The following is a 17,004-nucleotide window of genomic DNA, read 5'->3' on the forward strand; positions in this document are numbered from 1 at the left end:
AAAAGTCGGCGGCCGGTTCCTTACTCGGCAAGGCTCCGGAACAGACGGCAAAGCCCATCCTGATGTTCGACAGCGGCATCGGTGGCCTGACCGTTCTGCGTGAGGCGCGCGTGCTGATGCCCGAGCGGCATTTCACCTATGTGGCCGACGATGCCGGTTTTCCCTACGGCGGCTGGGAAGAGCCGACGCTGAAGACGCATGTCATCGATCTCTTCGAAGGACTGCTTGCCGAGCACGATCCGGAAATCAGCGTCATCGCCTGCAACACGGCCTTCACGCTGGTGGGAGCGGACCTGCGCGCCGCATTCCCGCACATGCCCTTCGTCGGCACCGTGCCTGCCATCAAACCCGCCGCCGAGCGCACCCGTTCCGGCCTCGTCTCGGTGCTCGCGACGCCCGGCACGGTGAAGCGCGCCTACACGCGCGACCTCATCCAGTCCTTCGCCAGCCAGTGCGACGTGCGCCTCGTCGGCTCGGAAAACCTCGCCCGCATGGCGGAAGCCTATATCCGCGGCGAGACCTTTTCCGACGATGCCGTGCGCGCCGAGATCGCGCCCTGTTTCGTCGACGAGGACGGCCGCAAGACGGATATCGTCGTGCTCGCCTGCACGCACTACCCGTTCATGGCCAATCTCTTCCGCAAGCTCGCCCCCTGGCCGGTCGACTGGCTCGACCCGGCCGAGGCCATCGCCCGCCAGGCGCGCCGTCTCGTGCCGCCGCTAGAAACCCTCGCCCCCGGCGAGGACATTGCTGTCTTCACCTCGGGCAAACCGGATTTTTCGACACGCCGGCTGATGCAGGGGTTCGGGCTCCGGGTCGTCTGAAGCTTGTATCGCGTATCGATACGCGATACATTTTGCCATGATCGTCAGTTTCCGACACAAAGGCCTGGAACTCTTCCACACGTCGGGATCGACGAAGGGGATCCAGGCATCTCACGCCGCCAAGTTAGGGCGTATCCTCGGCTTGCTGGACGTTGCGAGCGCGCCTGCCGACGTCAATCTGCCAGGCTTCAAGCTTCACCCTCTCAAGGGAAACATGAAGGGGCATTGGTCGGTCTGGGTGAACGGCAACTGGCGGGTGACCTTCCGCTTCATCGGAGCCGATGTCGAACTGGTCGATTACCAGGATTATCATTGAGAGGATTGTAGCGATGATGAAACTTCCTCCCCATCCCGGCGAATTGCTCCGTGAGGACGTGCTTCGGCCGCTCGGTTTGTCTGTAACGGATGCGGCCGGCCGACTCGGCATGTCCCGAGTCGCGCTTTCGCGTGTTTTGCACGGCCGCGCCGCCGTCAGCCCTGATCTTGCCCTGCGCCTTGAACGGGCGGGGGCCAGCACCGCGCGCGCTTGGCTTGCCATGCAGGTCAATTTCGATCTGGCTCAGGCGATGCAGCGTGAGCAACCCGATGTCCAGCCGCTTGATGAGAAGGCCGCTTGAGCACAAAAGCGGTGAGAACCTTGTGGATTCTTTCAAGAAGCCGGGCGTGACGGCTGCGTGTTTCGTGTTAGGGCATGCCTGATATCCGGTGGCGGCCGGCGAATCAGGAATTTTTAGACGAGGAACGGGATGAAGGTCGGCATCGACATGGGGACGGTGCAGGGCGGCGCACCGGCCAGGCTCGATATCGAGGAGCTGCTGGCGACGCGTCTCCTGGTGCAGGGAAATTCGGGCTCGGGAAAGTCGCATCTCCTGCGGCGCCTGCTCGAACAATCCGCCCAATGGGTTCAGCAGGTCATCATCGATCCCGAGGGTGATTTCGTCACGCTGTCCGACCGGTTCGGCCATGTCGTGGTCGATGGCCAGCGCACGGAGGCCGAGCTTGTCGGCATCGCCAACCGTATCCGCCAGCATCGGGTCTCCTGCGTGCTTTCGCTGGAAGGGCTGGAGGCCGACGAGCAGATGCGTGCGGCCGGAATCTTCCTCAATGCGATGTTCGATGCGGACCGGGATTTCTGGTATCCGGTGCTCGTCGTCGTCGACGAGGCGCAGCTTTTCGCGCCCGCCGTCAGCGGTGAAGTCTCCGAAGAGGCGCGCAAACTCTCGCTCGGCGCGATGACCAATCTGATGTGCCGTGGCCGCAAGCGCGGCCTTGCCGGCGTCATCGCCACGCAGCGCCTCGCAAAACTTGCCAAGAACGTCGCGGCCGAGGCCTCCAACTTCCTGATGGGCCGTACCTTTCTCGATATCGACATGGCGCGTGCCGCCGACCTGCTCGGCCTCGACCGTCGGCAGGCGGAAATGTTCCGCGACCTGCCGCGCGGCTCCTTCGTCGCGCTCGGCCCGGCGCTGTCGCGCCGTCCTTTGCCGGTGACGATCGGTACGGTGGAGACCTCCGCACGCTCGACCAGCCCCAAGCTGATGCCGTTGCCGGATGCCCTGCCGGATGTCGAGGATTTGATCTTCACGCCCGATCCGGACGAGTTTTCCCGTCCGCTCGTCCGCCGTGCACCGCCTGCGCCGCGCCCGACGACGGACATTCTCGCCGAACTGTCCCGCGTTCGGCCGGAACCGGTGCAGGCGGAAACGAAGGCGCCGGCGCCGGAAATCTCCGCAGAGGAGCGCGAGGGCCTGCTCGACCAGGCGCTTGCCGAAATCCTCGGCAATCCCGAGGCGGCCTTCCGGGCCGATGCAGAGCTTTTTCAGGATTTCCTCGTGCGTTGCCGCATCCGCCGCGTGCCGGGCGCGCCGCTTTCGCTGCCGGCCTTCCGCCGCAAGATGGCGGTCGCGCGCTCCGGGGTCGATGCCGAGACCGCGGCGACCGAAATCTGGGGCCGGGCGCTCGATCTTTCCCGCAGCGTCACCGAGGATCTGCAGGGTGTGTTCCTGCTGGTGGCGCAGGCTGCCGTGCGCGGGCTTGCCTGCCCCTCCGATGCGCGGATCGCGCGCGCCTACGGAACCCATTCCGCCCGCCGCGCGCGCCGCCTTCTCGGTTACTTCGAGGAGCAGGGGCTGGTGGTCGTGCACAGCGATCTTGCCGGCCACCGTATCGTCGCTTTCCCGGATCTTGGCTGCGAGACCCAGCCGGGCGACGCGAATGGGCCCGATCTGACGGACACCCATCCCGCCGCCGCGGAGTGAGGTTTACGCGTCTTCGGCAATCGCCTTCTCACCGTCCTTGCGGGTCGCCCAGAGCGAGCCGAAGATGCCGGCTGCAAGGATGGTGACCGTCACGCCGAGCGAAACCATCGGCGGGATTTTCGCAAGGCCCAGCATGTCGGCGACGAAGATCTTCGAGCCGATGAAGATGAGCACCGTCGCCAGCGCATACTTCAGATAGGCGAAGCGGTGGATCAGGGCCGAAAGGGCGAAATACAGCGCGCGCAGGCCGAGGATCGCGAAGATGTTCGACGTGTAGACGATGAACGGATCCGTCGTGATGGCGAAGATCGCCGGGATCGAATCGACCGCGAAGACGAGGTCGGCGAATTCGACGAGCACCAGGGCGAGCAGCAGCGGCGTCACGTAGGTGCGCAGGCGCCCGGTCTTCGGATCGGGCTGGCGGACGAGGAAGCGGTCGCCGTGCAGCGTGTCGGTCACCGGCAGGCGGCGGCGCAGCAGTTTCAGGAGCGGGTTTGAAGCGACATCATAGGCTTCGTCCGACGAGAACAGCATCTTGATGCCGGTGAAGACGAGGAAGGCGGCGAAGATGTAGAGCACCCAGCCGTAGTTCTCGATGACGGCGGCACCCGCGGCGATCATGATGCCGCGCAGGACGATCACGCCGAGGATACCCCAGAGCAGCACGCGGTGCTGATATTGCCGGGGGACGGCGAAATAGCCGAAGATCATCGCGATGACGAAGATGTTGTCCATCGCAAGGCTCTTTTCGACGACGAAACCCGTCAGGTATTCGACGCCGGCCTGTGCGCCGGACTGGAACCAGACAAAGCCGCCGAAGGCGAGGCCAAGACCGATATAGAAGGTGGAAAGAAGAAGGCTCTCCTTGATGCCGATTTCCTTGTTCTCCTTGTGGAGAACGCCGAGATCGAGCGCGAGGAGGGCGAGAACGATTGCGATGAACGACAGCCACATCCAGACGGCAGTGCCCTGGAAGTCAAGCCACAGAAAATCCATGACAGTTTCCCTTGCCGGATATGTTGGTGATACAGCCTCGACATCACGAGGTCCGGCAAGGCACAAGTCAGAGGGGCCCGGGGCTGTTACTGCCGGGGAAGATAGGCAAGGCGAATTCCTCCTGCAAGATGCGTTGACAAATTTTTGAAAACTGCCTAATGACCCCGTCAACGCCGGGCAGAAATGTCCGGTGTTTCATTTGACATGTCCCGTGGATTCTCCGGTCGCGATCGTGAGAAGCCTGTCGGAACCTCGGAAAAGGTTCAGAGGAGGGCGTGTTTCCTTCAGCCGGTCCGGCAACGGGCAGGCGATAACAAGACCAAGAGGAAATGCGATGAGCAAGCGCGCTGCATCCAAGTACAAAATCGACCGCCGCATGGGCGAAAACATCTGGGGCCGTCCGAAGTCCCCGGTCAACCGCCGCGAGTACGGCCCGGGCCAGCACGGCCAGCGCCGCAAGTCCAAGCTTTCGGACTTCGGTGTTCAGCTCCGCGCCAAGCAGAAGCTGAAGGGCTACTACGGCGACATCCGCGAGAAGCAGTTCCGTGCGATCTTCGCCGAAGCTGAGCGCCGCAAGGGCGACACCCCGGAAAACCTGATCGGTCTGCTCGAATCGCGCCTCGACGCGATCGTCTACCGCGCCAAGTTCGTTCCGACGGTCTTTGCTGCCCGTCAGTTCGTCAACCACGGCCACGTCAAGGTCAACGGCGTCCGCGTCAACATCGGTTCCTACCGTTGCAAGCCGGGCGACGTCATCGAAGTCAAGGAAAAGTCCAAGCAGCTCGTCACGGTTCTCGAATCCGTTGGCCTGGCTGAACGCGACGTTCCGGACTACATCGAAGCCGACCACAACAAGATGACCGCGACCTTCGTTCGCATCCCGGTTCTCTCCGACGTGCCCTACGCCGTCGTCATGGAACCGCACCTGGTCGTCGAATTCTACTCGCGTTAATCGCTGAAGACACCTTGCGCAATCTGGAAAAGCCGCCAAGAGATTGGCGGCTTTTTCGTTTCGGGGGAACGGGATGACGGACTTGCAGGGTATCGTCGAGGAGATCCACGCGGCGCTGTCGCCACGGCGCGGCGAGGGCAGGGTGGCGGACTACATTCCGCAGCTTGCCCATGTGGATCCGGAAAAATTCGGCATCGCCGTGGTCACCACAGACGGTGCGGTGCACCTTGCCGGCGATGCGGAAGAAGCCTTCTCCATCCAGAGCATTTCCAAGGTCTTCACCCTTACGCTGGCCCTTGGCAAACACGGTGAGGCGATCTGGAAGCGTGTCGGGCGCGAGCCGTCCGGCTCGGCTTTCAATTCTATCGTCCAGCTCGAGCATGAGGGCGGCATCCCGCGCAATCCCTTCATCAATGCCGGGGCGATCGCCATCACCGACCTCGTGCTGGCCGGACATACACCGAAGGAAGCGATCGGCGAGGTCGTGCGGTTCCTGCGTTATCTCGCGGATGAGGACGATATCATCATCGACCAGGACGTCGCGCGCTCGGAGCAGGCGACGGGCTTCCGCAATTTCGCGCTCGCCAATTTCATGCGCTCCTTCGGCAAGCTCGACCATGCGGCCGAACTGGTGCTCGGTGTCTATTTCCATCAGTGCGCGCTGGCAATGAGCTGCCGGCAGCTCGCCAGGGCAGGGCTGTTCCTCGCCAACAGCGGCACCAATCCGCTGACCGGCCACCGGGTCGTCTCGCACCTTCGGGCGCGGCGTATCAACGCACTCATGCTGACCTGTGGCCACTACGACGGCTCGGGCGACTTCGCCTATCGCGTCGGCCTGCCGGGCAAGAGCGGTGTCGGCGGCGGAATCCTGGCCGTCGCGCCCGGAAAGGCGTCGGTCGCCGTCTGGTCGCCGGGGCTCAACGAGAACGGCAATTCGCTTCTCGGCTCGCTGGCGCTCGAAATGCTGGCGGCGCGCACGGGCTGGTCGGTGTTCGGGGCTTGATTGTGCGGCCGGTTCGGGGCATTGCAGGCCCATGACGGCATCAACGACCCTGGCCTTTGCTGACACCGACGACGACGCACCGGAGACCGGCCGCCATCCGCTCTTTGCGGATGCGCCCTCCAGCGTCTCCTTCAACAAGCTGCGCAAGCGCCTGCTCCGGCAGGTGCGGCAGGCGATGGATGATTTTTCCATGCTGAAGGGCCAGAAACGCTGGCTCGTCGGCCTATCCGGCGGCAAGGACAGTTATGGCCTGCTTGCCCTGCTGATGGACCTGCAATGGCGCGGCCTCCTGCCGGTCGAGCTGATCGCCTGCAATCTCGACCAGGGCCAGCCGAATTTTCCGAAGCATATCCTGCCGGACTATCTTGCCTCGATCGGCGTCAAACACCGGATCGAGTACCGGGACACCTATTCCATCGTGAAGGAGAAGGTGCCGTCGGGGGCGACCTATTGTTCGCTGTGCTCGCGCCTCAGGCGCGGCAATCTCTATCGCGTCGCCCGGGAGGAGGGCTGCGATGCGCTGGTGCTCGGTCACCATCGCGAGGATATTCTCGAAACCTTTTTCATGAATTTCTTCCACGGCGGGCGGCTCGCCGCCATGCCGCCGAAGCTTTTGAACGATGAAGGCGACCTCATGGTGCTGCGTCCGCTCGCCTATGCGGCGGAGGACGATCTCGCCAAGTTCGCCGCCGCCATGCAGTTCCCGATCATTCCCTGCGATCTCTGCGGCTCGCAGGACGGGCTGCAGCGCAATGCGATGAAGGCGATGCTGGCGGACATCGAAACGCGCATGCCGGGCCGCAAGGACGCCATGCTGCGTGCGCTCGGCCACACCAATCCGTCCCATCTTCTCGACCCGAAACTTTTCGATTTCTCCTCCCTCGAAACGGTAAGGCCCCATGACGACGATTGATATCAATGCCCTCGCTCTCGTGCTTGCACAGGCGGCCGAGGCGGAAATCCGCCCGCGCTTCCGTGCGCTTGCCAAGGGTGATATCCGCACCAAGGCGGATGCCAACGACCTGGTGACGGAAGCCGACGAGGCGGCCGAACGCTTCATCAAGCGCGAGGTGACGGCGCAGTTTCCGGGCGTGCTGTTCGTCGGCGAGGAATCGGTCGCGGCCGACCCGGCCCTTCTGCCCAAGCTCAAGGATGCGGATGTCGCGATCGTCGTCGACCCGATCGACGGCACTTTCAATTTCGCCTCGGGCGTACCGCTCTTCGGCGTCATGGCGGCGATCGTCTCCGGCGGCGAAACGGTCGGCGGCATCATCTATGACCCGATGGGCGACGATTTCGTCATGGCGGAAAAGGGCGGCGGCGCCTGGCAGACCGGCGATCACCGGCCGGCCGTGCGGCTGAAGACGCGCGGCGGTGCGCCGCTGGAAGCGATGACCGGCATGGCCTCGACGAGTTTTCTTGACCGGGAGCGCCGGGCGCGTATCCTGTCGAACCTCGCAAAGGTCGCCTTCGTTTCCAACTATCGTTGCGCCGCGCACGAGTACCGCACCTTTGCCGGCGGCCACCTGCACTACCTCATGTACAACAAGCTGATGCCCTGGGATCACCTTGCCGGCACGCTCATCGCCCAGGAGGCGGGTGCCTATGCCGCCCGCTTCGACGGCTCGGCCTACAAGCCGCACCATGTCGAGGGCGGCCTGCTGGTCGCGCCCGACAAGGACAGCTGGGAGATGTTGCGCCGCGAAGTCTTCGTCGACTGAGGTATATTTCATTCCAGCAAAAAGGCCCGGTTGCGTCCGCAGCCGGGCCTTTTCTTTATCTCCGTCCTTTCTCCCTTGTCATCCTTGGGGCGAGCCCGACGATGGCGGAAGGAAGCAGGGTGTTCCCTGTCAAACCGGCTTGTTGTGCGGCTGGAACAGCTTTCCGTGCTCGGCGATCAAGACGAAGATCAGGCCGATGATCGACAGCACGAAGAAGCCCATGACCAGCGGCAGGGCCGTGCCATTGAAGGCCTGGCCGATGATGGCGCCCAAAATCGTGCCGCCGGCGGTGCCCATGAAGCCGAGCACCGAGGAGGCCGTGCCGGCGACATGGCCGAGGGGTTCCATGGCGAGCGAGTTGAAGTTGGAGCCGATCCAGCCGAACTGGAACATCGACAGTGCGAAGAGCACGATGAAGATGGCGAACGGCAGGTGCGGCGTCCAGACGAGCGTCAGGAGCAGCCACAGCGTGTTGACGCCGAGGAAGCCCACCAGCGCACCATGCGACAGGCGCCGCATGCCGAACTTGCCGACGAGCTGCGCATTGACGAAGGACGACAGCGCCATGAAGGCGGCGACGCCGGCAAAGGCGACCGGGAACCAGACGCCGAGCCCGTAGATGCCGACATAGATCTGTTGCGCCGAGTTGATGAAGCCGAACAGGGCGCCGAAGATGAAGGTACTTGCGAGCGTGTAGCAGAGGGCGACGCGGTTCGTCAGAACGATGCGGAAACCGTCGAGGACCGAACGCACCGTGAAGGGACGCACATCTTCGGGATGCAGGGTTTCCGGCAGGCGGAAATACATCCATGCCCAGATGACGGCCGCCATGACCGCCATGAAGACGAAGATGAGGTGCCATTCGCCGAACAGCATGACGACCTGGCCGGTGCCCGGCGCCAGTACCGGAACGACCATGAACACCATCATGATCAGCGACATGACCTCCGCCATCGCGCGCCCGCCGAAAATGTCGCGGACGATCGAGATGGTGATGACGCGCATGGCGGCCGAACCGATGCCCTGGATGACGCGCAGCGCCAGAAGCGCGGCAAAGCTCGGTACGAGAATCGCGGCGAGCGACGAGACGATGTAGATGGCCAGACCGATGAACATGGGAATGCGCCGGCCGAACCGGTCGGAGATCGGCCCGTAGACCAGCTGCGCGAAGGCGAAGCCGATCAGGTAGGCGGAAATGACATATTGCCGGTGGTTCTCATTCTCTACGCCGAGGCTGGCGCCGATCTCCTGCAGACCGGGCAGCATGATGTCGATGGCGAGCGCGTTGAGCGCCATGAGAAGCGCCATGAGCGCAATGAATTCTATCTTGCCCATGCCATTCAGGCGCTGGGAAGCTTCGGGGGAAAGTCCAGACATAATCACATTAATCCATGAAAGAGATAAGGCGCCGCTGGGGTGCGGCGCCTTTGAAAAGCTCGGGGTCTTCGGAAAGACCGTAAAGCGTCAGGCAGCGCCCTTGATCGAAATACCCTGTTCCTGAAGGTGAGACTGCAGCTCGCCCGACTGGAACATTTCGCGCACGATGTCGCAACCGCCGATGAACTCACCCTTCACATAGAGCTGCGGGATGGTCGGCCAGTTGGAATAGTCCTTGATGCCCTGGCGGATGTCGGCGTCGGCAAGCACGTTGATGCCCTTGTAGCCCACGCCCACGTAGTCGAGGATCTGCACGACCTGACCGGAGAACCCACACTGCGGGAATTCCGGCGTGCCCTTCAGGAACAGGACGACGTCGTTCGTCTTCACTTCGTTTTCGATGAAATCGTGGATGCCACTCATAGCCGTATTCCCTAGCAAATCGGCTTCAAGGGCCGATGCGATGAACCATTCGCCCTAGATAACAATCTCGTGTGACAAATGCCAGAAGCCCCGCCACAAAAAACGTGCGGGGCTCCCTTAGCATTTCTACGGTGTTGCGCGTTCGCCGCGCCCGGTCGTCCGGTCAGCGGCTGCGCTGGCGGCTGCGGCTTGCCGCCGTGCGACGGCGGCTCACCTGTTTGCGCGGGCGCCTGGCCGGCTTCTTTTCCGGTTTCAGCGCGGCTTCGATGATGTCACCGAGGAGCCCGCCGGACGCCTTCTTGCGCGTCGTCGTCTTGCGGCGCGTGCGCCGGGTCGAGGCCTTGCGCACGCCGGTCTTCTTCAGCACCTCCTTGAGGGCTGCATCGACCACGCCGCTGACGAGTTCCTTGATGAGATCGGCCATGGGCGGATTTTACTCCGGGATCGAGGTCTGGAGGGCGAGGGCGTGCAGGATGCCGCCCATATTGCCCTTCAGCGCATCGTAGACCATCTGGTGCTGCTGCACGCGGGTCTTGCCGCGGAAGGCTTCCGCGACGACTTCGGCGGCGTAGTGATCGCCGTCGCCAGCAAGATCGCGGATGACCACCTTTGCTCCGGGAATGCCGGATTTGATCATGTCTTCGATATCGCCGGGTGACATAGGCATGTGCGCTTCCCCTTACTGTTATTCTGCGGCGGCAGCGGCGTTGCCGTTGCCATCCATGAAGTCAGGGAACCACGATTCATGGGTGTCGCGCAATTGCTCAATCGGCAGCGACAGGAGACCGTCCACCACGAGGGCATCGCCACCGACCGTGCCGAGGCGACGGAACGGTATGCCGGCACCTTCCGCATTGGCGCACAGGAAGCCCGCAAGATCGGCCGGGACGGCGAGCACGTAGCGTGCCTGGTCTTCGCCGAAGAGCAGGGCATGGGCCGGGCCGTTCGCCGCGGAAAGATCGACCGTTGCGCCCTTGCCGGAGGCCATCGCCATCTCTGCAAGCGCGACAGCGAGGCCGCCGGAGGAGATGTCGTGGCAGGCGGTGACCTGGCCGTTGCGGATGGCCGAGCGCACGAAATCGCCGTTGCGGCGTTCGGCGTGGAGATCGACTTCCGGTGCCGGGCCGTCGACGAGGCCGGCTACGTCGCGCAGATAGACGGACTGGCCGAGATGGCTGCCGTCGACACCGATCAGAACGAGCTGGTCGCCGTCCTTCGCGCCACCGATCTTGGCCATGACCGACCAGTCGGGCAGGAGGCCGACGCCGGCGATGGTCGGGGTCGGCAGGATCGCGACGCCGTTCGTCTCGTTGTAGAGCGAGACGTTGCCGGAGACGATCGGGAAGTCCAGCGCCCGGCAGGCTTCACCGATGCCCTGGATGGCCTTGACGAACTGGCCCATGATCTCGGGCTTTTCCGGATTGCCGAAGTTCAGGTTGTCGGTCGAGGCGAGCGGCTCGGCGCCGGTCGCCGTGATGTTGCGCCAGCATTCCGCTACGGCCTGCTTGCCACCCTCGAACGGGTCGGCCTCGACATAGCGCGGCGTGACGTCGGAGGAGAAGGCGAGGGCCTTGCTGGCATGGCCTTCCACGCGCACGACGCCGGCATCGCCGCCGGGGATCTGCAGCGAATTGCCCTGGATCAGCGTATCGTACTGCTCGTAGACCCAGCGGCGGCTCGACTGGTTCGGCGAGCCGACGAGCTTCAATACCGCCTCGCCATAGTTGGCGGGCTCGGCGACAAGGTTCGCCGGCAGCGGTGCGGGCTTGCCTGGTTCGCGCCAGGGCCGGTCGTATTCCGGGGCCTGGTCGCCGAGATCCTTGATCGGCAGGTTGGCGACTTCCTCGCCCTGGTGCAGGATGCGGAAGCGCAGGTCGTCCGTCGTGTAGCCGACGATGGCGAAGTCGAGGCCCCACTTGACGAAGATCGCCTTGGCGACCTCCTCCTTGGCGGGCTCCAGAACCATGAGCATGCGCTCCTGGCTTTCCGACAGCATCATCTCGTAGGCGGTCATCTGTTCTTCGCGCACCGGCACGAGATCGAGGTTCAGCTCGATGCCGAGGTCGCCCTTTGCGCCCATTTCGACGGCCGAGCAGGTGAGGCCGGCCGCACCCATGTCCTGGATGGCGATGACGGCGCCGGTCTGCATCAGTTCGAGGCAGGCCTCCAGCAGGCACTTTTCGGTGAAGGGGTCACCGACCTGCACGGTCGGGCGCTTCTCTTCGATCGACTCGTCGAACTCGGCCGAGGCCATGGTCGCGCCGCCGACGCCGTCACGGCCGGTTTTCGCGCCGAGATAGACGACCGGCAGGCCGACGCCCTTGGCTTCCGAAAGGAAGATCGCGTTGGACTTGGCAAGACCGGCGGCAAAAGCGTTGACGAGGATGTTGCCGTTGTAGCGCGGGTCGAACTCCACTTCGCCGCCGACGGTCGGCACGCCGAAGGAATTGCCGTAGCCGCCGACACCGGCGACGACGCCGGAAACGAGGTGGCGGGTCTTCGGATGATCCGGCGCGCCGAAGCGCAGCGCGTTCATCGCCGCGACCGGCCGCGCGCCCATGGTGAAGACGTCGCGCAAAATGCCGCCGACGCCCGTCGCCGCGCCCTGGTAGGGCTCGATATAGGACGGGTGGTTGTGGCTCTCCATCTTGAAGACGACGCAGTCGCCGTCGTCGATATCGACCACGCCGGCATTTTCGCCCGGACCCTGGATGACGCGTGGCCCCTTGGTCGGCAGCGTGCGCAGCCAGCGCTTGGAGGACTTGTACGAGCAGTGCTCGTTCCACATGGCCGAGAAGATGCCGAGTTCGGTGAAGGTCGGCTCGCGGCCGATCAGCGAGAGGATTCGGTCGTATTCATCGGGCTTCAGCCCGTGGGCGGCAATCAGCTCCGGGGTGATCGGGCGGGTGTTCGAAATGGTCATCGTCGCTCGTCTTGTCGTGGAGGGCAGGATTGCGGTCTCTTTAACCTATGCTGCCCTGCAGCGCGACAGGAAAATGACCCCGATCACAGCCGAAACGGCGCGTTTTCAGGCCGGACTGTCATAGCCCGTCGGGCCATGGGCGATGAGCCGGCGCAGCCGCTGGAGGCCGGCAACGACATCCGCGCGGCTGTCCGGCGAGGAGAGGCCGATGCGTACCCGGTAGAACGTCCTCTCCGAGCGGCCGGCCTTGAACTCGTCCTCGTCGTCGATGAGGATGTCCTCGGCGAATGCCGCCTGGCGGAACGTGCCCGACAGCCACGGGTCCGGCAGCTTCAGCCAGAGGAAGGGAACGCGCGGATGCGAATTGAAATCGAGCCCCGCGAAGATTTCTCGCGCATGCGCCTCTCGGGCCTCGACCTCAGCGGAAACCTTCGTGCGGATGGCATCCGCCATGCCTGAAAGCACCAGACGGGCGCCGAGTTCGGCAAGCAGGTAGGGCAGGCCGCCGCTGACCATCTTGTGGGCGATGCGCACGCGCTGGGCAAGGTGCGGCGGGCAGGCGATCCAGCCGCCGCGCACCCCGGCCGCAACGCTCTTCGACAGGCCGCCGACGAGGAAGGTCCGGTCGGGGGCAATTTCCGCCAGAAGCGGAATGCCGGCGTCGACCGTGCCGCCATAAAGATTGTCCTCGATGAGGAAGACATTGTGCCGACGGGCGATGGCGGCGATGGCGCGGCGGCGCTCCTCCGGCATGATGCTCAGCGTCGGGTTCTGGCCGGATGTCATGAGGAAGGCGAGTTTCGGGTGCTGCTGCACACAGACCCGCTCGAAATCCTCCGGGATCACGCCATGGGCATCCGATTCGACCAGCACCGTCTGGCGGCCGATGAGGGCGGTGCCGCGGCTCACCTGCGAATAGGTGACGTGCTCGAAGACGATGCGGTCTCCGGGGGCGGTGATGACCGAGACGGCGGCGATGACGGCGGCGTGGGCGCCGAGCGTCGGCACGATGCTCTCGATTGCCGGCTGCCAGTCGTCCCGCTTCAGCCAGCGCCTCCCGGCCTCCAGCCATTGCACAGGAAAATTGCGGGTGTAGCTGGCGATCTCGTTCGGTTGTTCCCGGCAGATGTCCGTGAGCATGTCGGTGACGACGCCAGACTGGCCGACATCGGTGGCAGCCGTCGTGTCGAAGCGCAGCTTGCCGGGCGGTGCATTCGCCGCGCGGGTGCCCACCAGCTTCGCGCTGACCGGATCGACGGCGGCCGGGTCGTTGTCCTGCGCCGAGCCCAGCACATAGGTGCCGCGCCCGACCTCGCCGCTGACGAGGCCGCGCTCGCGCACCATGGTATAGGCGCGGCTGACGGTGCCGATGGTGACGCCGATGTCATAGGCGAGGTTGCGCTGCGGCGGCAGCTTGCTGCCGGAGGCGAGCATGCCGGTGCTTATCGCCTGCTCGATCTGATCGGCAATGCGCACATAGAGCGGGCCATCGGAGGCCTGCAGGTCGGGAAGCCAATTTGTCATGGTGCCAATTCTTAGATTGCACCGCGTGGAGAGTCAATTATTTCCTGAATGCACCGCTTGCTGTGAAGGCTTGTGAAGCCTCAGGAGAAATGATTATGGCAATTGATACAATCTTCGTCGAGGAGGCGTGCAATCGACCCGCCGGCCTGCGCGCATTGCTGCATCACGCCTGGTGCGCTTGCCATGCCTGGAGCATCACGCGGCGCACGCGCCACGCGCTGGTCGAGATGACGGACGAACAGCTTCGCGACATCGGCGTCAGCCGTGCCGAAGCAACGCGGGAAATCCGCAAGTCGATCTATTGGGATTGAAGGGAGGCTGCGGTCAGCAGCCCTTGCCGCCGCCGGCCCAGCGCTTGACGTCGGTGGCGATGCGGGCGCCGGCAGCCTCGCCCATCAGCGGGCCGAAAGCGTCGAGCTTCGCCGGATTGCCTTCCGCCTGCACGACGAGCAGCGGGCGCGCTTCCGGCGAATTGCGATGGACGACGAGGATGCGCGGGCGACCGGAAAAGGAGTTCAGCTCCGGCGCAAGGCGATAGGCCTTGAAGGCGGGGTCGCCCGACTTGAACCAGCAGCTGTTGGCGCCGAGCGCGACACGCTCCATGGTCGGCAAGGCCGCGCCGTTGACCTTCGGTGCGGGTGCCTTCGCCTGGCAGGCCACAAGACCTGCGGCGGCGAGAAGCGGCAGGAGGAACTTTGCGGCGAGGAGAGAGCGCATGGAAGGCCTTTCGGGGATGGACACGCGCCCTTGATAGCAACAGGGCGTTAAGAGAGCCTGACGAAACGGTCGGAAGCACCGGGAACGCGTCATCCGAGCCAATCCCTGGAATCGGCATGAACCCGCGGGCCGGCAGATCGCAATCACTCCCGGCCCAAAGGTTTTTCGAGGCGTCTCAAGCCGCGATGACGTCGAGCACCGAGGCGAAGAGGCCGCGGCCGTCGGAACCGCCATGGGCGGCTTCGATGAGGTTTTCCGGGTGCGGCATCAGGCCGAGCACGTTGCCCTTCGCGTTCATCACGCCGGCAATGTCGTTGATCGAGCCGTTCGGATTGGTGCCTTCCGCATAGCGGAACACGACCTGGCCATTGCCTTCGACGGCGGCCAGCGTCTCGGCGTCGGCGAAATAGTTGCCGTCGTGATGGGCGACCGGGCAGCGGATGACCTGACCCTTGTCGTAGGCGCGGGTGAAGTCGGTCTCGGCGTTCACCACTTCCAGCTTCACTTCGCGGCAGACGAATTTCAGCGAGGCATTGCGCATCAGCGCGCCGGGCAGCAGGCCGGATTCGAGCAGGATCTGGAAGCCGTTGCAGACGCCCAGCACCTTCACGCCGGCCTCGGCCTTGGCCTTGATCGCCTGCATGACCGGCATGCGGGCGGCAATCGCGCCGCAACGCAGATAGTCGCCGTAGGAGAAGCCCCCCGGGATGACGATCAGGTCGACATCCGGCAGTTCCGTTTCCGTCTGCCAGACGGTGACCGGCGCCTGGCCGGAGATCTTGGTCAGCGCCGCGATCATGTCGCGGTCACGATTGAGGCCGGGAAGTTGGACGACGGCGGACTTCATGGGTGTGGTTCAAACCTTGCCTGGGCCTCGGCGAGTTCACGCAGTTCGAGGCGGTTTTCGATACGGTCGAGGCGTGTCAATACCTGTGCCATGCTGCCGTGCAGGTTGTTGATGTCCCCTTGCATGACATGCATGTGATTTCGCAGACTTACGATATCCTGCCGCATATCTCTCTGGCCGTCCTTAAGCGTGACAAGGTCGGACTGGATACGCTTCATAAGCTCTTACATCAGTCCCTGAGAGATATCCGTCACCATCGTCTCCTTCAACCGTCAGGCGAGGGCGATAGTATAGTTCTCGATTACCGTGTTGGCCAGCAGCTTGTCGCACATGGCCTTGAGGTCGGCCTCGGCCTTGGCGCGGTCGGCGGTCGCGAGCTCCAGGTCGAAGACCTTGCCCTGGCGGACCTGGCCGACGCCGTCGAAGCCGAGGCTGCCGAGGGCGCCTTCGATCGCCTTGCCCTGCGGGTCCAAAACACCATTCTTGAGCGTAACCGTTACGCGTGCCTTGATCATGTCTGTCTGTCCATCCTTGGGAGGCGTGTTACTTCACCAGAACCGGGCCGGTGCCGCGCACGGGCTCGTTCTCGTTGATGATGCCGAGGCGGCGGGCCACTTCCTGATAGGCTTCGACCAGGCCGCCCATGTCGCGGCGGAAGCGGTCCTTGTCCATCTTCTCCTGGGTGGCGATGTCCCAGAGGCGGCAGCTGTCGGGCGAGATCTCGTCGGCGATGATGATGCGCATCATGTCGCCTTCATAGAGACGGCCGCACTCGATCTTGAAATCGACGAGCTGGATGCCGACACCGAGGAAGAGGCCGGAGAGGAAGTCGTTGACGCGAATGGCGAGCGCCATGATGTCGTCGAGTTCCTGGGGGCTTGCCCAGCCGAAAGCGGTGATGTGCTCCTCGGAGACCATCGGGTCTTCGAGCGCATCGGCCTTGAAATAGAACTCGATGATCGAGCGCGGCAGCACGGTGCCTTCTTCGATGCCGAGGCGCTTGGACAGCGAGCCGGCGGCGACGTTGCGCACGACCACTTCAAGCGGGATGATCTCGACTTCCTTGATCAGCTGCTCGCGCATGTTGAGCCGGCGGATGAAGTGCGTCGGGATGCCCATCTTGTTGAGCTGGGTGAAGATGTACTCGGAAATCCGGTTGTTCAGTACACCCTTTCCGTCGATGATATCGTGCTTCTTCTTGTTGAAGGCGGTCGCATCATCCTTGAAGAACTGGATCAGCGTGCCCGGCTCGGGACCCTCGTACAGGATCTTGGCCTTGCCCTCGTAGATACGGCGGCGACGGTTCATGGATTTTGTCTCTGTTGTTGGCGCGTTTGGGCCCGCGCAGGTGTCGTTCGTTTGCGCTCCCATAAACGAAATGCCGCACTTTAACAATCGCTGTCGCTGTCGATCCCCCGTTTTCCGGCCTTTGCGGGAAG

The 17,004-nt window shown here is 63.8% G+C and carries 21 protein-coding genes; 9 read left to right on the plus strand and 12 right to left on the minus strand.

Translation table 11 applies throughout. From position 1 onward, the window contains the following. The first annotated feature begins 62 nt into the window (after positions 1 to 62). The 4 genes from murI (at position 63) to P9A16_RS26245 (ending at position 3,082) form a co-directional block, all read left to right on the plus strand. Positions 63 to 824 carry a glutamate racemase gene (gene murI, locus P9A16_RS26230; RefSeq protein WP_037408711.1) on the plus strand — a complete coding sequence of 254 codons (762 nt, stop codon included), beginning with the start codon at positions 63 to 65 and terminating at the stop codon, positions 822 to 824. Between the two features lie 37 nt (positions 825 to 861). After that, complete coding sequence (locus tag P9A16_RS26235; protein ID WP_023514532.1) at positions 862 to 1,140, plus strand: type II toxin-antitoxin system RelE/ParE family toxin; 279 nt, start codon at positions 862 to 864, stop codon at positions 1,138 to 1,140. A gap of 13 nt (positions 1,141 to 1,153) precedes the next feature. Then, complete coding sequence (locus P9A16_RS26240) at positions 1,154 to 1,441, plus strand: HigA family addiction module antitoxin (protein WP_023514533.1); 288 nt, start codon at positions 1,154 to 1,156, stop codon at positions 1,439 to 1,441. A gap of 129 nt (positions 1,442 to 1,570) precedes the next feature. Then, positions 1,571 to 3,082: an ATP-binding protein gene (locus P9A16_RS26245; protein ID WP_278026036.1), complete on the plus strand. Its 1,512-nt coding sequence runs from the start codon at positions 1,571 to 1,573 to the stop codon at positions 3,080 to 3,082. A gap of 3 nt (positions 3,083 to 3,085) precedes the next feature. Here P9A16_RS26245 and P9A16_RS26250 read toward each other — a convergent pair whose 3' ends face one another. Further along, positions 3,086 to 4,078, minus strand: coding sequence for a TerC family protein (locus P9A16_RS26250; RefSeq protein WP_023514535.1), 993 nt, complete (start codon positions 4,076 to 4,078; stop codon positions 3,086 to 3,088). 334 nt (positions 4,079 to 4,412) lie between these two features. On the opposite strand from P9A16_RS26250, the gene rpsD reads away from it, so the two are divergent. From rpsD to P9A16_RS26270, 4 genes are all read left to right on the plus strand, one after another. Then, positions 4,413 to 5,030, plus strand: a complete 618-nt coding sequence (rpsD, locus tag P9A16_RS26255) for a 30S ribosomal protein S4 (protein ID WP_023516778.1) — start codon at positions 4,413 to 4,415, stop codon at positions 5,028 to 5,030. A 73-nt stretch (positions 5,031 to 5,103) separates the two neighbouring features. After that, positions 5,104 to 6,033, plus strand: coding sequence for a glutaminase (locus P9A16_RS26260; RefSeq protein WP_023516779.1), 930 nt, complete (start codon positions 5,104 to 5,106; stop codon positions 6,031 to 6,033). Between the two features lie 31 nt (positions 6,034 to 6,064). Next, complete coding sequence (gene ttcA, locus P9A16_RS26265; RefSeq protein ID WP_023516780.1) at positions 6,065 to 6,946, plus strand: tRNA 2-thiocytidine(32) synthetase TtcA; 882 nt, start codon at positions 6,065 to 6,067, stop codon at positions 6,944 to 6,946. Next, a complete protein-coding gene (locus P9A16_RS26270) occupies positions 6,933 to 7,754 on the plus strand; it encodes an inositol monophosphatase family protein (RefSeq protein WP_023516781.1) in 822 nt (273 codons plus the stop codon). The genes ttcA and P9A16_RS26270 overlap by 14 nt, the downstream gene beginning before the upstream one ends. A gap of 129 nt (positions 7,755 to 7,883) precedes the next feature. On the opposite strand, the gene P9A16_RS26275 is transcribed toward P9A16_RS26270, so the two are convergent. The 6 genes from P9A16_RS26275 to P9A16_RS26300 form a co-directional block, all read right to left on the minus strand. Beyond that, positions 7,884 to 9,089: a multidrug effflux MFS transporter gene (locus P9A16_RS26275; RefSeq protein ID WP_037408706.1), complete on the minus strand. Its 1,206-nt coding sequence runs from the start codon at positions 9,087 to 9,089 to the stop codon at positions 7,884 to 7,886. Between the two features lie 129 nt (positions 9,090 to 9,218). Then, on the minus strand, positions 9,219 to 9,554 hold the full coding sequence (gene grxD / locus P9A16_RS26280; RefSeq protein ID WP_023516233.1) for a Grx4 family monothiol glutaredoxin: 336 nt from the start codon (positions 9,552 to 9,554) through the stop codon (positions 9,219 to 9,221). A 163-nt stretch (positions 9,555 to 9,717) separates the two neighbouring features. Further along, positions 9,718 to 9,978 (minus strand): hypothetical protein, encoded by a 261-nt coding sequence (locus P9A16_RS26285; protein ID WP_023516234.1) that lies wholly within the window; start codon positions 9,976 to 9,978, stop codon positions 9,718 to 9,720. Positions 9,979 to 9,987: 9 nt separating this feature from the next. Next, positions 9,988 to 10,221, minus strand: coding sequence for a BolA/IbaG family iron-sulfur metabolism protein (locus P9A16_RS26290; protein ID WP_023516235.1), 234 nt, complete (start codon positions 10,219 to 10,221; stop codon positions 9,988 to 9,990). 18 nt (positions 10,222 to 10,239) lie between these two features. Continuing rightward, positions 10,240 to 12,477: a phosphoribosylformylglycinamidine synthase subunit PurL gene (gene purL / locus P9A16_RS26295; RefSeq protein WP_023516236.1), complete on the minus strand. Its 2,238-nt coding sequence runs from the start codon at positions 12,475 to 12,477 to the stop codon at positions 10,240 to 10,242. 105 nt (positions 12,478 to 12,582) lie between these two features. Then, on the minus strand, positions 12,583 to 14,001 hold the full coding sequence (locus P9A16_RS26300; RefSeq protein WP_023516237.1) for an aminotransferase-like domain-containing protein: 1,419 nt from the start codon (positions 13,999 to 14,001) through the stop codon (positions 12,583 to 12,585). A gap of 95 nt (positions 14,002 to 14,096) precedes the next feature. On the opposite strand from P9A16_RS26300, the gene P9A16_RS26305 reads away from it, so the two are divergent. Then, on the plus strand, positions 14,097 to 14,312 hold the full coding sequence (locus P9A16_RS26305; protein ID WP_023516238.1) for a DUF1127 domain-containing protein: 216 nt from the start codon (positions 14,097 to 14,099) through the stop codon (positions 14,310 to 14,312). Positions 14,313 to 14,325: 13 nt separating this feature from the next. On the opposite strand, the gene P9A16_RS26310 is transcribed toward P9A16_RS26305, so the two are convergent. From P9A16_RS26310 to purC, 5 genes are all read right to left on the minus strand, one after another. After that, positions 14,326 to 14,718, minus strand: coding sequence for a hypothetical protein (locus P9A16_RS26310; RefSeq protein WP_023516239.1), 393 nt, complete (start codon positions 14,716 to 14,718; stop codon positions 14,326 to 14,328). A gap of 175 nt (positions 14,719 to 14,893) precedes the next feature. Further along, entirely contained in the window at positions 14,894 to 15,565 is a 672-nt protein-coding gene (gene purQ, locus P9A16_RS26315; protein WP_023516240.1) for a phosphoribosylformylglycinamidine synthase subunit PurQ, read from the minus strand. Next, complete coding sequence (locus P9A16_RS26320; protein ID WP_246200445.1) at positions 15,562 to 15,783, minus strand: hypothetical protein; 222 nt, start codon at positions 15,781 to 15,783, stop codon at positions 15,562 to 15,564. The genes purQ and P9A16_RS26320 overlap by 4 nt, the downstream gene beginning before the upstream one ends. A gap of 54 nt (positions 15,784 to 15,837) precedes the next feature. Beyond that, entirely contained in the window at positions 15,838 to 16,080 is a 243-nt protein-coding gene (purS, locus tag P9A16_RS26325; protein ID WP_023517061.1) for a phosphoribosylformylglycinamidine synthase subunit PurS, read from the minus strand. A 28-nt stretch (positions 16,081 to 16,108) separates the two neighbouring features. Beyond that, positions 16,109 to 16,873, minus strand: a complete 765-nt coding sequence (purC, locus tag P9A16_RS26330) for a phosphoribosylaminoimidazolesuccinocarboxamide synthase (protein ID WP_024271230.1) — start codon at positions 16,871 to 16,873, stop codon at positions 16,109 to 16,111. Positions 16,874 to 17,004: the final 131 nt, after the last annotated feature.

This window comes from Shinella sp. 838, from assembly GCF_029623935.1.
In the GTDB taxonomy this organism is placed as follows: domain Bacteria; phylum Pseudomonadota; class Alphaproteobacteria; order Rhizobiales; family Rhizobiaceae; genus Shinella.